Source organism: Psychrobacter sp. UBA6291 (genome assembly GCF_002439405.1).
In the GTDB taxonomy this organism is placed as follows: Bacteria; Pseudomonadota; Gammaproteobacteria; order Pseudomonadales; family Moraxellaceae; genus Psychrobacter; species Psychrobacter faecalis.
Genome location: NZ_DJUD01000019.1, coordinates 1 through 14,975 on the forward strand (window position 1 = coordinate 1; position 14,975 = coordinate 14,975).

General features: G+C 44.3%; 12 protein-coding genes. 2 read left to right on the forward strand and 10 right to left on the reverse strand.

Going from position 1 to position 14,975, the window contains the following annotated elements; translation table 11 throughout:
* From B3R91_RS02310 to B3R91_RS02330, 5 genes are all read right to left on the reverse strand, one after another.
* On the reverse strand, positions 1-625 hold a 625-nt coding region (locus B3R91_RS02310; protein WP_286796334.1), incomplete at its 3' end, for a GTP-binding protein.
* A gap of 220 nt (positions 626-845) precedes the next feature.
* Positions 846-2,972, reverse strand: coding sequence for an elongation factor G (fusA, locus tag B3R91_RS02315; RefSeq protein ID WP_286796336.1), 2,127 nt, complete (start codon positions 2,970-2,972; stop codon positions 846-848).
* Between the two features lie 403 nt (positions 2,973-3,375).
* Positions 3,376-3,849, reverse strand: a complete 474-nt coding sequence (rpsG, locus tag B3R91_RS02320; RefSeq protein WP_068405119.1) for a 30S ribosomal protein S7 — start codon at positions 3,847-3,849, stop codon at positions 3,376-3,378.
* Positions 3,850-4,054: 205 nt separating this feature from the next.
* Complete coding sequence (rpsL, locus tag B3R91_RS02325; protein ID WP_011281154.1) at positions 4,055-4,429, reverse strand: 30S ribosomal protein S12; 375 nt, start codon at positions 4,427-4,429, stop codon at positions 4,055-4,057.
* 456 nt (positions 4,430-4,885) lie between these two features.
* Positions 4,886-6,100: an EcsC family protein gene (locus tag B3R91_RS02330; protein WP_286796339.1), complete on the reverse strand. Its 1,215-nt coding sequence runs from the start codon at positions 6,098-6,100 to the stop codon at positions 4,886-4,888.
* A 527-nt stretch (positions 6,101-6,627) separates the two neighbouring features.
* Between B3R91_RS02330 and B3R91_RS02335 the strand changes: the two genes are divergently transcribed.
* Together B3R91_RS02335 and B3R91_RS02340 are read left to right on the forward strand one after the other, a co-directional pair.
* Positions 6,628-7,863, forward strand: coding sequence for a beta-ketoacyl-ACP synthase II (locus B3R91_RS02335; protein ID WP_286796341.1), 1,236 nt, complete (start codon positions 6,628-6,630; stop codon positions 7,861-7,863).
* Positions 7,864-7,865: 2 nt separating this feature from the next.
* Complete coding sequence (locus tag B3R91_RS02340; protein ID WP_286796343.1) at positions 7,866-9,572, forward strand: anthranilate synthase component I family protein; 1,707 nt, start codon at positions 7,866-7,868, stop codon at positions 9,570-9,572.
* A 115-nt stretch (positions 9,573-9,687) separates the two neighbouring features.
* Here the strand turns inward: B3R91_RS02340 and hisC are convergent, their stop codons facing one another.
* The 5 genes from hisC to B3R91_RS02365 form a co-directional block, all read right to left on the reverse strand.
* Positions 9,688-10,821 (reverse strand): histidinol-phosphate transaminase, encoded by a 1,134-nt coding sequence (hisC, locus tag B3R91_RS02345; protein ID WP_286796345.1) that lies wholly within the window; start codon positions 10,819-10,821, stop codon positions 9,688-9,690.
* Positions 10,822-10,906: 85 nt separating this feature from the next.
* The gene (gene hisD / locus B3R91_RS02350) at positions 10,907-12,211 is read right to left on the reverse strand and encodes a histidinol dehydrogenase (protein ID WP_286796347.1); all 1,305 of its coding nucleotides are present in this window, start codon (positions 12,209-12,211) and stop codon (positions 10,907-10,909) included.
* Between the two features lie 302 nt (positions 12,212-12,513).
* Positions 12,514-13,209, reverse strand: coding sequence for an ATP phosphoribosyltransferase (gene hisG / locus B3R91_RS02355; RefSeq protein WP_102077686.1), 696 nt, complete (start codon positions 13,207-13,209; stop codon positions 12,514-12,516).
* Between the two features lie 95 nt (positions 13,210-13,304).
* Complete coding sequence (gene murA, locus B3R91_RS02360; RefSeq protein ID WP_286796349.1) at positions 13,305-14,573, reverse strand: UDP-N-acetylglucosamine 1-carboxyvinyltransferase; 1,269 nt, start codon at positions 14,571-14,573, stop codon at positions 13,305-13,307.
* A 104-nt stretch (positions 14,574-14,677) separates the two neighbouring features.
* Complete coding sequence (locus B3R91_RS02365; protein WP_082894293.1) at positions 14,678-14,929, reverse strand: BolA family protein; 252 nt, start codon at positions 14,927-14,929, stop codon at positions 14,678-14,680.
* Between the last annotated feature and the right edge of the window lie 46 nt (positions 14,930-14,975).

The following is a 14,975-nucleotide window of genomic DNA, read 5'->3' on the forward strand; positions in this document are numbered from 1 at the left end:
CGTCACGCTCTGGCTCTGGGATGTAGGTGTCTAGGATGCCTAGTAGTTCTACAACGGCTGGTTGGCCGTATTGACCTTCGTCGCCTTTAAGGGCTTGGGTAGCTGAACCTTTTACGATTGGGGTGTCGTCACCTGGGAAGTCGTAGTCGTTAAGAAGTTCACGAACTTCCATTTCTACTAGCTCAAGCAATTCTTCGTCATCAACAAGGTCACATTTGTTCATGAAGACGATGATGTACGGTACGCCAACCTGACGTGATAGCAGGATGTGCTCACGGGTTTGTGGCATAGGGCCGTCAGTTGCTGATACGACTAGGATTGCGCCGTCCATTTGGGCTGCACCGGTGATCATGTTTTTAACATAGTCGGCGTGACCTGGGCAATCAACGTGGGCGTAGTGACGGGTTGGGGTGTCATATTCTACGTGTGAGGTGTTGATGGTGATGCCACGTGCTTTTTCTTCTGGTGCGCTATCGATAGCGGCGTAGTCTTTGGCTTCGCCACCAGAGGTGATTGCGGCTACGGTTGCGATAGCGGCGGTTAATGTTGTTTTACCGTGGTCAACGTGTCCGATGGTACCGACGTTGACGTGTGGCTTGCTGCGTTCAAACTTGGCCTTTGCCATGGGTATTTCCTCTTTATTTGGGGTCAAGTAGTTAACTGCTAAACATGCACAAGTTAAGGGATACCGACCACATTAAGATAATTGTTAAAAGGTTGCACATACTAATGTGCAGATATTATAAGAAAATCGCGACCAATAACAAGTCTTTTAACAAGTTATTGGCGGATTCTTCACTGACAATATAAAGATATGCTTTATATTGTCATTTTATGAGCGCTATTTACTCGTCGTCATCTTTAGAGTTGTACTTAGAGATGATGGTTTCTGCAACTGATTTTGGAATCTCAGCGTATTTTTGGAATTCCATAGAATACGTTGCACGGCCTTGCGACATCGAACGCATCTGTGTGGCATAACCAAACATTTCTGCTAATGGTACTTCTGCACGAATCTGCTTTGTGCCACCAGGAAGATCTTCCATACCTTGAACCATACCACGGCGGCGGTTTAAATCGCCCATGATATCGCCCATGTAGTCTTCAGGCGTTTCAACTTCTACTTTCATAATAGGTTCAAGTAGCGCTGGGTTTGCTGCCATGAAGCCTTTACGGAATGCAATAGAACCAGCCATTTTAAATGACAACTCATCCGAGTCAACATCATGGTAAGAACCATCATACAAGGTTGCTTTAACGCCAACCACTGGGTAGCCTGCAAGTACGCCGTTTTTCATGCGCTCTTGGATACCTTTGTCAACTGCGCCATGATACTCTTTTGGTACCACACCACCGACAACCTCTTCAGCGAATTCGTACATAACATCGCCTGCGGGATCAAGAGGCTCAAGACGTAACCAAACGTGACCGAATTTACCACGACCACCAGTCTGACGTACGAATTTACCTTCTTGCTCAACTACGTTACGGATGGTTTCACGATAAGCAACCTGCGGCGCACCGATGTTTGCTTCAACGTTAAACTCACGCTTCATACGGTCAACAAGAATCTCTAGATGCAGCTCACCCATACCACTGATGATGGTCTGACCAGATTCTTCGTCAGTATGGACGCGGAATGATGGATCTTCTTTTGCCAAACGGCCCAAAGCAATAGACATTTTTTCTTGGTCAGCTTTGGTCTTAGGTTCAACCGCTAGAGAGATAACTGGATCTGGGAATTCCATACGCTCTAGCGTGATGACGTTATTTTCGTCACATAGCGTATCACCAGTAGTGACGTCTTTCATACCAACTAAGGCTGCAATATCACCCGTGCTGATTTCTTGTAGCTCTACCTGAGCATCTGCCATCATCTGAACGATACGGCCAACACGCTCGCGCTTCATTTTAACAGGGTTATAAACGCTACTACCTTGTTTTAGAACACCTGAATACACACGAACGAAGGTTAAGTTACCAACGAACTTATCGTTCATGATTTTGAACGCTAGTGCTGCGAACGGCGCGTCATCAGAGGCTTCACGCGTACCTTCAGTTTCGTCTTTGTCGTCAAGGATACCGCGGATAGCAGGTACGTCCATTGGCGCAGGTAGATACTGAATAACGGCGTCCAACATCTTTTGTACACCTTTGTTTTTAAAGGCAGTACCACAAAGAAGTGGAATGATTTCGTTGTCGATGGTCAATTGACGAATAGCGTCGTTGATTTGCTCTACCGTCAATTCGCCATTTTCAAGATACTCATTCATGAGTTCTTCTGAGGCTTCAGCAGCGTTTTCTACTAGATACTCACGGTACTCTTCCGCTTTTTCTTGTAGTTCAGTTGGGATTTCGCGCTCTTCGTACTTCATCCCTTGAGACGCTTCGTCCCAATAGATAGCTTTCATGGTCACAAGATCCACAACGCCTTCAAAGTCGTCTTCTTTACCAATTGGAATAACCAACGGCACTGGCTTGCCGCCTAGACGAGTTTTGATTTGTTCTACCACACGGTAGAAATCAGCACCAACACGGTCCATTTTGTTAATGAACGCTAAGCGTGGTACTTTATATTTGTTTGCTTGACGCCATACGGTTTCAGACTGTGGCTGAACCCCGCCTACCGCGCAATAAACCATACAAGCACCATCAAGAACACGCATAGAACGCTCAACTTCAATCGTGAAGTCAACGTGACCTGGGGTGTCAATGATGTTGATACGGTGTTCAGGGAACTGCTTTGCCATACCTGACCAAAAACAAGTCGTCGCCGCAGAAGCAATGGTAATACCGCGCTCTTGTTCTTGCTCCATAAAGTCCATGGTAGCTGCACCATCATGGGTTTCGCCAAGCTTGTGGCTAACACCGGTATAGAACAAAACACGCTCAGTAGTGGTCGTCTTACCAGCATCAATGTGCGCTGAGATACCAATATTGCGATAGCGCTTTAGGGGAGTTTTACGAGCCATAGTGTTTTCCTAGGGAAATTCGTGTATATATTAATGTGTTGTATCTCTACCTCATACTCTATGACAAAGCCATGAGACCATGAACTTTGTTATATTACTTACTGTTTATTGGGCCAAATACGGACAAAAAAAGAGCAAATATTAAGAATAGTGCGGTAACAAATTTAGGAGACTTTTTTAAGCGGTGCATATTTTTTGCAGGCTTTATGAAAAAGCATCCCTTACAAAACAGCATCTTGACAGATGTCCGCCATCTAAATTGTTTAATACATTCTCAGCTTTTGAGGAAAAATTAAACAACCCAATAATGATGGCGGCAATCAATAGAATAAATCAACAATATTAGGATTAACTGTTCGAAACAGTTAATCCTAAGCATTTAAACCAGTTTAAAAAAACCAGCTTAGAAGCGGTAATGAGAGAATGCTTTGTTGGCATCTGCCATGCGGTGAACTTCGTCACGCTTTTTCATAGCATTACCTTTACCGTCAGCAGCATCATTCAATTCGCCTGCAAGACGCAAAGCCATTGATTTTTCAGAACGCTTAGCAGCAGCTTCAGCTAACCAACGCATAGCCAAGGCAGTACGACGGGAGGGACGTACTTCCATTGGTACTTGATAAGTTGCACCACCAACACGGCGAGCTTTTACTTCGACCATTGGGCGGACATTTTCTAAAACTTCTTCAAAGAAAGCGACTGGATCTTCGATGTTGCGCTTTTGGCCTACTGTCTCAAGAGCACCATAAACGATACGCTCAGCAGTAGATTTTTTACCATGACTCATGACATGGTTGATGAATTTTGCAACAGTTTGGCTACCAAACTTAGGATCCGGTAGGATCTCACGGGCAGCAACGACGCGACGTCTTGGCATAATAATAATCCTTTTCTTCAGGAGTGTCTGACATTCACAACCTCGCACCAATTACTATTGGATGGCGTTATATCGAGTTGTCAGTCAGCCTTACTGCATGGCGGTATGTTATAGTGTCAATTAACAACTTAAAAATACAGCTAACACCAGTCCCATGCACAGTTAATGGGTGATACAAATCAGCTTATTTAATAGCAATTAGCTATTAAACCTTAGGCTTCTTCGCACCATATTTAGAACGACCTTGCTTACGGTCTTTTACGCCTGCGCAGTCAAGTGCACCGCGGACGGTGTGATAACGTACACCTGGTAGATCTTTCACACGACCACCACGGATTAGAACAACACTGTGCTCTTGTAGGTTATGACCTTCGCCGCCGATGTAGCTTGATACTTCATAGCCTGAAGTCAAACGTACACGACATACTTTACGCATGGCTGAGTTAGGTTTTTTAGGGGTAGTAGTATATACGCGAGTACATACACCACGGCGTTGTGGGCACGCTTCCAACGCAGGAACTTTTGACTTTTCCTTGATGGTTTTGCGACCTTTACGAATCAATTGGTTAGTTGTTGCCATAAGGCATCCTTCTCCCGTTTGGTATAAAACAAAAAAATGGGCTAATGCGCCAGCAATCTGACATTAACGACAGACTTCGGAACACCCATTTTTAGGACAGTGTATTATAAAGAGTTGTTGCTGCTATTTCAACCACTTATGAGCGGTTGTCCTTTACAACATTCGATAGATGTGCATGAGCAAAGATTGTAGCAGACTTAACGGTAAGCAACAGATTTTAAGATGAGCAATTGTTTCATTGCAAGATGGTAAAATCGATGTTTCCTATTAATGGAGTTGGTTGTTTATTTTTCAAGGCAAAGTTTGAATTTTAGATACTTTTTTAGCCTTAAAACCCCTTCACAAAAAAGACATTCTCATAAATAAAGACATACTCATAAAAAAGGCATAAGCCGATTTATATCAGCTTCTGCCTTCATACAGTAAACTATAGTTACACCACTATAGACTAAAACGTTAATCTTTTTTACTTGCCTGAGCTTTTTTGTAGTTTTCATCTACTGACTCTTCATCAGTGGTTTTTGACACCGGCTCTGAGGCGGCTTTTACTTCGCTTTCTGTTTGGTCAGCTTTAGATTTATCGTTGTCAGTCTTAGATTTGCTGTTTTCAGCTTTGGTCTTATTGTCTTTAGCCTTATCTGTGTCTTTTTTTGCATTGTCAGATTTAGGGCTTTGTTCTTCATTCTTACTGTCGGTACTTTTCTTCACCTGCGCTTCGCTACTGCTATCGTCAGTAATGGCGCGGTTAGCAAGTTTGGCTTCTGGTGCAAATGTCGCTTGTGCCACGCCGATCACCTCATCAATCAGCTGGCTGTTGTAGCGCATACCAACGATGACGGCAGTGGCTGGTAAAAAGCGGCGTACCCATGATAAGTTGATGTTATCTAAGTTAATGCCAACTTGGCTGGCAATATTATCTACTTGTTCGGCATAAAAATTGACGTTTTTATTTTTCAGACCAAGGTTTTTAAGCTCATTATGCAAACCATTGCTTTGCGCATTATCAAGCAAGCCTTTACCAATACCAATACCCGCTAATAAAGCCTGCTTCTCTTGCATTTTGCTCAAATCGGCACTTGCCAGTAATTGATAAGCCATTTTGACGCCTTGCTTACCAGTCAATGGCTTATTATAAATAGCGCCTAACTGATAAACAGTACGTAATGAGACAAGTAATAACCACAAAGTATCAGCAAGTAAGCCTGGTAGGCCTGCTAACCCTGTTAAGCCGCCCAATGTCGCCAAAGCACGGTTTTGATTGGCGATATCCGTTGCTAGAGCATAACGCTCTTCGTCATCTAAGTTTGCAATATTGGCGAAGCGATGCTGATTTGGCAGGTCAATCTGACTCCAATTGGACGCAAGCTTGGCAATCTGCGCAAAAGCACCATCGACCGTCGAATCAAACAAACTGTTTGGCACTATTTTCTTGGCATATTTGCCATAAGTAGCAAAGCGCGTACCCAGTAACTGTTGGGTGGCTTTTAAGGTTTGCTCGCGAAACAAATCCTGCTGATAGTCTTCATCGCCGAGATTTACTGTTTTAAATTGGCGCGGTTTGCCGCTTTTGGCATTGACGCTATCAATCATTGCGCCCATACGTTCCAAATTACCACGAGTAAAAGAACCAACGCTGCTGATGCCTTTAAATAGTGTGCTAGGCTTTGCCATCTTTATATCCTTAATGTGATGAGTGTTTGTTATTAATATTATTTGTAAGAGCTATTTAACAGAACTTTGCAAATTGACTGCTATTTTAGCCAACGCTTACGATAAATGTCAGTGCCAACAATGTTATCACTATCGTCAATTTTGTATCAAAAAGTATCGCTTATCTTAAACCATACATGGCGTCAGCATATATTAAATGCGTCTTAGCTGAAAATAATTTTTACTATGTTAACGGAAATTCTACTGCCATTGCTGCTTTAACACGGCCAAAAACTTTATCTGCTTTGATAATAAGTTCATTTAAAAATAAAGACCATTTTGGCGTTATTTTACACTTACGCCAAGATTTTAAACCGTTGATACGTTATTATATGCCATCACTCAAAGTACAGTTGTACTTTTATTTATCGAACAGCATTTAAGCAGCCTATTGTAGGTTTTGCGCACTAAAATGACTGTCAAATAAGCATTTAAAAGCGATTGTTAAAGGTCATTATCAAAAAATCGTTACTCATAAGGAATAGAATATGCGCCGCGTTGTTATCACTGGAGCAGGGATTGTCTCTTGTATCGGACATGATTTGGCGACTGTCACCGATGCTCTTAAACAAGGGCGCTCAGGTATTACGTTCAATGAATCGTATGCTGAGCACAACTTTAAATCACAGGTTAGCGGTAGTATTGATCAAGCAGAACTTGATACCTCGGGCATTGACCGTAAATTGAAGCGTTTTTTTAGTGATGCCAGCCTTTATGCTTATGTCAGCGCGTTAAACGCCATTGAGCAATCAGGCTTGCCCCTTGAGACTATTAACAATAACCCGCGCGTGGGTGTGGTCGCAAGCTCGGGCGGTGCGTCAACTGAAAACATCGTCAATGCCGTCGATGCAATGCGTGAAAAAGGTTTGCGCGGTGTCGGTGCGATGGCAGTACCAAAAACCATGGGCAGCTCGGTATCAGCGGCGCTTGCAACAGGGTTAAAAATCCAAGGGATTTCTTATTCATTGAGCTCTGCGTGCGCAACATCGACGCATTGTATTGGTCATGCCGCCGAGCTTATCCAGCTAGGCAAAGCCGATGTCATACTTGCGGGCGGTAGTGAAGCGGAGCATTGGACGCAGTCGTGTATGTTTGATGCGATGGGTGCGGTTAGTACGCAGTATAATGACACGCCAGCCCTTGCTTCTAGAGCCTACGATAAAGACCGCGATGGCTTTGTGATTGCCGCAGGCGGCGCGATGGTGGTGGTTGAAAGTCTTGAGCACGCCCAAGCGCGCGGTGCCAATATATTAGCCGAAATCGTCGGTTATGGCGCAAGCTCCGATGGTGCTGAAATGGTCGCTCCAAGTGGTGAAGGCGCTGTTCGCTGTATGCAGCTTGCCCTTGCCGAAGCAGGTTTAGAGAGCGTTGACTACATCAATAGCCACGGCACCAGTACGCCGCTAGGAGATGTGACTGAGCTTAAAGCTATTGCCAAAGTGTTTGGTGATGATGTCAGTCAAGTCCCTGCTATCAGCTCAACCAAATCAATGACCGGTCATAGCTTGGGTGCCGTCGGCGCGCAAGAATTGATTTATTGCTTACTGATGCTACAAGAAGGCTTTATTGCCCCAAGTATCAATATTACAGAATTGGACCCTGCTGCCAAAGGCTTTGATATTGTCACTGAAAAGCGTGACGTTGCGCTTAAAACGCTTATGAGCAATAGCTTTGGCTTTGGTGGTACTAACGCCACTCTTATTATTAAAAAGTTTGTTGCTTAACTATGCCTCTAGCACCGCCTGTTAAAACTGAGCAGACAGCATCTGTCCCATCGCCAGCTACTCAACCTAGCTGGCGTTTTGGTGGGCTAACTGCTGCCGAATTAATGCCCCATCTACAGCGTTACTTATATGTACAAAATCCTAACGCAAACTGGCAACTGGTTTGGCTGAATAACGATGGCCGACCCATAATTGGTGTATTACCAAAAATGAGCTGGTCGGTTTATCCTCTTTCTAATGATGCAGCAAACTCTAATAAGCCAGCGCCTATTTATAAAGTTATAAGAACTTACCGTGGTGGTTTAGATAGCCATGATAAAAACGATCAAGCGATTACTAGCGCCTATATGAGTTATAGCGACTGGCAAGAGGATTTAATTGCTTATAGTCAAGCTTATGACATAGATGATACTTGTGATAACAATTGCTCCTCGACTACAGAAATCGAGCAGCAGCCAAGTTATCAGCATGGCTTGATAGGCTTTATTGGTTATGATATTGCCGCTTATGAGCTTAGCCCAAACGCGCGAATAGAGCTAGCAGCGCAGCCTTGTGCCGCCTTAGGGCATTATGATATTTATCTAACGCCAAATGCTGAGCAAGCGAGCTGGCAGCTCACTATAAAAGACAGCGTCACTGATACTGATAACGAACAGAAAACTGCGCTCGTCACACAACTTATCTCTTACTTATTTAAATTGGACAGTAAATTATCTAAGCAAAATTTAGAAAAACCAGCATTTGAAACGTCCTATAAAACCACGCCTTTATTACTAAATGCACAATGGAGTAAGCGAGATTATCAGCAAGCCTTTGATAAAACGCAAACCTATCTGCAACAAGGTGACTGCTATCAAATCAATCTCACCCAAGCGTGGCAAGGTTCTTTTAATCAAAGTCCTCATGATAATATTACACCGATGCTTATTGATTACTTACCTGCCTTGCATCGTAATACCCAAGCACCGTTTGCAGGATATTTAGCGGTTAATCATGTTGATAGTGAAATAAGCGCTGATACGCAAGACTATCAATTTGAATTGTTAAGCTGCTCGCCTGAACTATTTTTTACCTTTGATAAAGACGATACTACTGGCAAACACCATATACGCACCAAGCCTATTAAAGGGACGATGCCGCGCGGGTTAAATACTGCACAAGACAACGCTTATAAACAGCAGCTTATCGATAGCGAAAAAGACCGTGCCGAAAATGTCATGATTGTTGATTTATTGCGCAATGATTTGGGTAAATATGCCAAGATTGGCAGCGTCAAAGTGCCGCAATTATTTGCGATTGAAAGCTTTAGCAATGTGCATCATATGGTCAGCACCATCACCGCTGAGCTAAAGACAGCTACCCATCCGCTCAAAGTATTGTTTGGCAGTTTACCTGCTGGCTCTATCACTGGTACACCAAAAAAACGTGCCGTTGAAATCATCTCAGAGCTAGAAGGTGCCGCGCGCGGTGCGTATTGCGGCACCCTTGGCTATATGAACTTTGATGGTAGCGGTCAATGGAATGTATTAATTCGTACTTTGCAAGCCAATACCTTATCGAATGATAAGTCAGAACAAGAAAGACATGTCAGCTTATGGGCAGGCGGTGGTATCACGGTTGCTTCTGATTGCAATGCTGAATATCAAGAATGTTTGGATAAAGTCGGCAACCTGTTAGGCGTTTTAGCTCAAAACAATATAAAGCAATAAACTTACGCTTTATCTAAAAGGCAAATTAAAAACCAATAGAAAGCCTGCTTAACATAACGTTAGCAGGCTCTTTTATTTATATAACTTGTTGTTTTGGCTTTACATTATTAAGGTATTACTCAGTAACGCTTTCAGCCTCTGTTTGTAGCGATTTTAAGGCATCAATCAAACGCTTATTCTGCGCTGCCGTACCAACAGTAATACGCAAGTACTCATTGATGCGCGGTTTCTCAAAATGACGCACAATGATACCTTGCTCGCGTAAATCAGCTGCCACACCTTTGGCATCGCCGTTTTTTGGACGCGCAAAGACAAAGTTGGCGTGCGATGGTAACACCTCATAATCGAGCGCTATAAGATCAGCGCTGAGCGCTTGGCGTAAATCAATGACTTGCTGACAGGTCTGGGTAAAATATTCGACATCTAAGACACTTGCGGTTGCTCCTGCTTGCGCCAACTTATCGAGCGGATAGCTATTAAAGCTATTTTTCATACGCGTCAGTGCTTCGATTAACGAGGCATTACCAAACGCCATACCGACCCGTAAACCGGCAAGCGAGCGTGATTTTGAAAAAGTTTGCGTGACAAGGATGTTATCGCAGTCATTGATTAGGCTAATCGCCGACACTTCTGCATCTGAATCATTTTCTTGTTTCTGCGCAAAATCGATATAAGCTTCGTCAATCACAACCACTGAGTTTGAATGCTCGCCAGCAAGTTTACGAATATCAGCAAGCGATAACAGCATACCCGTTGGCGCATTTGGGTTAGCAATAATGATACCGCTACAAGGCTGACGATAAGCATCAGGGCTGATACTAAAATCGGCTTCTAGGGCGATTTGTACCAACTCAATACCAAAGGTATGAGCGTAAACCGGATAAAAACTATAGCTAATATCAGGCGCTAAAATAGGGCGCTCTTTTAAGAAAAAGCTGGCAAATACCAATGCCAATACTTCATCAGAACCATTACCGACAAACACTTGATTGATATCAAGGTTATATAACTCTGCTAATGCGGCACGCAAATCATCCGATTCAGGCGCAGGATATAAACGCAGCTCATCGGCTTGCTGCGCTAAGACTTTTGCGATGGCCTCGCCGACTTTTGGTGACGGCGGAAATGGGTTTTCATTGGTATTTAATTTGCACAAATTTTCATGCTGAGGCTGCTCGCCAGGGACGTAAGGTGACAGATTTCGCGCTTTAGATGACCAAAGTCTGGTGTCTATCTTTAACTCACTCATAAGTTATCCTACTCATTAGCCACATAAATGATTAAACGTAAATATTAAAATTAGCTTATTAAAACTCAACTACCTAACTGGATTATTAACTATCTTTTTGGTAGCGATAGCGGGCTGAGCGCGCATGGGCTTCTAAGTCCTCGCGCTGCGCTAAAATATCCGCCGTCGCAGCCAGTGGTTTACTACCCGCCTCACTACAATAAATAATCGAGGATTTCTTTTGGAAGTCATAAACACCGAGCGGAGAAGAAAAGCGCGCGGTACCAGAGGTCGGCAACACATGGTTGGGACCGGCACAGTAATCGCCAATCGCTTCAGGTGTATGACGACCCATAAAGATAGCGCCCGCATGACGAACCTCATTTAGCAGTGCATCAGGATTATCTACAGACAGCTCTAAATGCTCAGGGGCAACGCGATTAATCACCGCCATACCTTCCGCGCGGTCTTTGACCAAAATCAGCGCGCCGCGGTTTTTTAGTGAATCACGGGCGATATCGGCTTTTGGCAATTCTGCTAAGGCTTTTTCAATTTCCTCTGCTACTTCTTCTAACTGCTCTCTACTTGTCGTGACAAAGATAGCTTGGGCAATACAGTCATGCTCCGCTTGCGATAACAAATCCATCGCCAACCAATCGGCTCGATCTTGTGCCTCTCCTTCTGCATAGACCAATACTTCAGAAGGACCGGCAATCATATCAATCCCAACTTGACCAAATACCGCCCGCTTCGCTGCAGCGACATATTTGTTACCAGGACCTGTGATTTTATCTACGGCTGGTATGGTCTCGGTACCATAAGCTAAGGCAGCAACCGCTTGTGCTCCGCCAATGGTAAAGACGCGGTCAACTTTTGCCAAATGCGCCGCTGCCAACACTAATGGATTGAGCACGCCCTTTGGCGCTGGCACCACCATGATTAGCTCGGCAACGCCAGCCACTTTAGCAGGAATCGCATTCATCAATACCGAAGATGGATAAGAGGCCAAACCGCCGGGCACATAAATACCGACACGATCAAGCGGCGTGACTTTTTGACCTAAACGATTGCCAAGCTCATCTTCATATTGCCAAGTTTCTTGCACTTGGCGCTCATGGAATGTTTGCACGCGTGTCGCTGCTGTCATTAACGCCTTTTTTACCTCATCATCAAGATTGGCAAACGCGTCAGCAAGCGCTTGTTTAGACAGCTCTAACTCTTGTATCGCCTTCGCGGGATGCTGATCAAACTCTTGGGTCAACGCCAATACCACGCTGTCGCCACCATGACGTACCTTTGCAATGATATCATCAACGGTTTTTAATAACTCAACATCGTTGACGGTTTCAAAAGCGAGAAGCTGGGTCAATTGACTGTCAAAATCAGCATCTTGGGTACTTAGTTGGCGCATGACTGAATCCTATAGGTGAGCATAAAAGTCGGCTATAAAAAAATATTTTGGATAAAAGAGCAAATAAGAAAAGTTTGGTGGGTCTGCTTATTTCCGCTTATTTGTACTTATTCTTAGTTATCTCACTCAGATTATACTGAGCTTTTATTTTCTAGCAAGCAAATACAACAAAACCAGTTTAGCACGCTATATCTATCCTAGAGCGCCAAACTGGTTTAAATTTTTGTATAGTCATGCTTGATATTATCAATGATTGCTAACGTTTAATAACAGTATTTTATCAATACTGAATAAACGCTCATTTAAGAAGCGCTAGCAATACTGTTTTTAAAACTGTCTAAAATCGGCTCAAGCAGGGCAAATTTACGCTTGTAGCTGACTTGATTGACGATAAGGCGTGACGATACATCACAAATATGGTCGCGCGCTTCAAGCCCATTGGCGCGCAGCGTATTACCCGTATCGACGACGTCAACAATCAAATCGCCCAGACCAACCAATGGCGCAAGCTCCATCGAACCATACAGCTTAATCACATCGACTTGCTGACCTTGGCTGGCAAAGTAAGCGCGGGCAACATTGACGTATTTGGTCGCGATACGCAGACGACGATTTGGCAGCGGCGCACCTTTCACACCAGCGGTCATCAGCTTACACTGGGCAATCTGTAAATCGAGCAATTCATAAACGTGATTGGCGCCATGCTCAAGCAGCACATCTTTACCCGCCACGCCAAAATCAGCAGCGCCGTGTTCAACATAGGTTGGTACGTCACTGGCGCGTAAAATTAATACGCGTACATTTGGGTTAGAAGTTGGGAAAATAAGCTTGCGCGACGCTTCAGGGTCTTCTAGTAATTCAACACCAGCAGCGCGCAGTAAAGGCATCGTCTCTTCTAAGATACGACCCTTTGATAGCGCCAGTGTCAAACCTGAAAACGCCTCATTTACTTCGTTTAATAAACCATCATTTGGTAAGCTGTTACTTGCTTCAGTCATAATGACTCGTGTCCGTGTACAGTTAGCTGCCTTAGTTAACAGGCATTATTAATTTGTTATATGTCCATACTAATAACAATGGTTAGTGAATCAATTTAGTCATTAGTATTAATACGCTCAATATTGACCCCAAGCGCGCGCAGTTTTTCTTCGACGTGCTCATAGCCACGATCAATATGGTAAATACGATCAATCAAGCTCTCGCCTTCAGCAGAAGCCGCCGCCATGACCAGTGACATCGACGCGCGCAAATCTGTTGCCATCACTGGCGCCGCAGTAAAGTGCTCGACGCCTTTAACCACAGCTGTATGACCGTCTACTTGAATGGAGGCGCCCAAGCGGTTGAGTTCTGGCACATGCATATAGCGATTTTCAAAGATATTTTCGATAAAGGTGCTGGTACCGTCAGCGAGGCAGGCAATCGCCATGACCTGCGCTTGCATATCGGTTGGAAAACCTGGATGTGGCTGGGTACGAATATTGACTGGTAGTGGGCGACCTTGCATTTGCGCGCGAATCCAATCATCGCCTGTAGTGATAATCGCTCCCATGTCTTCAAATTTTTCTAACACAGGCGCCAATAAAAGTGCCGAAGTGTTTTTGGTCAGCACATCACCGCGCGTCATCAAAGCACCGGCAAGATAGGAGCCGGTTTCGATACGATCGGGTACGACTGAATATTCACAGCCATGCAAGCGCTCAACGCCTTCGATGGTCATGGTTGCCGTACCAATACCGCTGATTTTAGCACCCATCGCTACCAGCATATTGGCCAAATCGACCACTTCTGGCTCAAGCGCACAGTTACCGAGTACGGTCGTGCCTTTTGCCAATGCCGCGGCCATAATAACGTTTTCCGTACCGCCAACCGTCACCATATCAAATGAAAAATTACAACCGATAAGCTTGCCGCCTTTTGGCGCTTGGGCTTTGACATAACCATTTTCGACGCTTATCTCAGCACCCATGGCTTCAAAGGCTTTTAGATGCTGGTCGACAGGACGTGAGCCGATGGCACAGCCGCCCGGCAAAGACACTTCGGCTTCGCCAAAACGCGCCAGCAAAGGGCCTAAAACCAAAATCGAGGCGCGCATGGTTTTGACCAAATCATAAGGCGCATAAAAATTGTCGATATTCTTGGTATCGCAAACGACAGTGTGACCCTGCTTTTGAATATCAATGCCCATGCCAGCGATCAATTCAATCAAGGTGCGCACATCTTGTAACGATGGCACGTTGTGCAATGTCGTTGGGGTCTCGGCCAAAATCATAGCAGCGAGTAACGGCAGAGCGGCATTTTTGGCGCCTGAGATGGTGACTTCCCCTACGATACGACTGCTACCGGTGATTAAAAATTGATCCATAAAGGTGACAACCTAGCGATAAGTATAAAAAATATGAAAAACCAGAAATGATAAAACCAGCAATATCCATTGCCGGTGCGACAAATCCTAGTCATAAAAAAGGCTTAGCCTTGCGATTGCACTTCCCATTCGGCAGGCGTCAATGCTTGAATATTAAGCGCATGAATATCACCGCTAGCAATTTTGTCATTGACCAATGCGTAAACGGACTGCTGACGTTGTACTGCGCGCTTGCCTTCAAAACTGGCGTCAACCACCCGTACATCAAACTTGGTACCTTGATTGGCAGCTTGAATAAAAGCATCAGGAAAGTGAGTTTGTAAAAATGCAATCAAATCGTCAGCGTTCATGCTCATAGAATATTCTGCCTTAAAGGTTTAATAGGTGGATATAAAGTTAGCC

Excerpts from the sequence above, each read along its gene's own strand:
- rpsL (WP_011281154.1), bottom strand. The coding sequence starts at position 4,429 with ATGGCAACAACTAACCAATTGATTCGTAAAGGTCGCAAAACCATCAAG.
- murA (WP_286796349.1), bottom strand. The coding sequence starts at position 14,573 with ATGGATCAATTTTTAATCACCGGTAGCAGTCGTATCGTAGGGGAAGTC.
- fusA (WP_286796336.1), bottom strand. The coding sequence starts at position 2,972 with ATGGCTCGTAAAACTCCCCTAAAGCGCTATCGCAATATTGGTATCTCA.
- hisG (WP_102077686.1), bottom strand. The coding sequence starts at position 13,209 with ATGACTGAAGCAAGTAACAGCTTACCAAATGATGGTTTATTAAACGAA.
- hisC (WP_286796345.1), bottom strand. The coding sequence starts at position 10,821 with ATGAGTGAGTTAAAGATAGACACCAGACTTTGGTCATCTAAAGCGCGA.
- rpsG (WP_068405119.1), bottom strand. The coding sequence starts at position 3,849 with ATGCCAAGACGTCGCGTCGTTGCTGCCCGTGAGATCCTACCGGATCCT.
- B3R91_RS02340 (WP_286796343.1), top strand. The coding sequence starts at position 7,866 with ATGCCTCTAGCACCGCCTGTTAAAACTGAGCAGACAGCATCTGTCCCA.
- B3R91_RS02330 (WP_286796339.1), bottom strand. The coding sequence starts at position 6,100 with ATGGCAAAGCCTAGCACACTATTTAAAGGCATCAGCAGCGTTGGTTCT.
- B3R91_RS02335 (WP_286796341.1), top strand. The coding sequence starts at position 6,628 with ATGCGCCGCGTTGTTATCACTGGAGCAGGGATTGTCTCTTGTATCGGA.
- hisD (WP_286796347.1), bottom strand. The coding sequence starts at position 12,211 with ATGCGCCAACTAAGTACCCAAGATGCTGATTTTGACAGTCAATTGACC.
- B3R91_RS02365 (WP_082894293.1), bottom strand. The coding sequence starts at position 14,929 with ATGAGCATGAACGCTGACGATTTGATTGCATTTTTACAAACTCACTTT.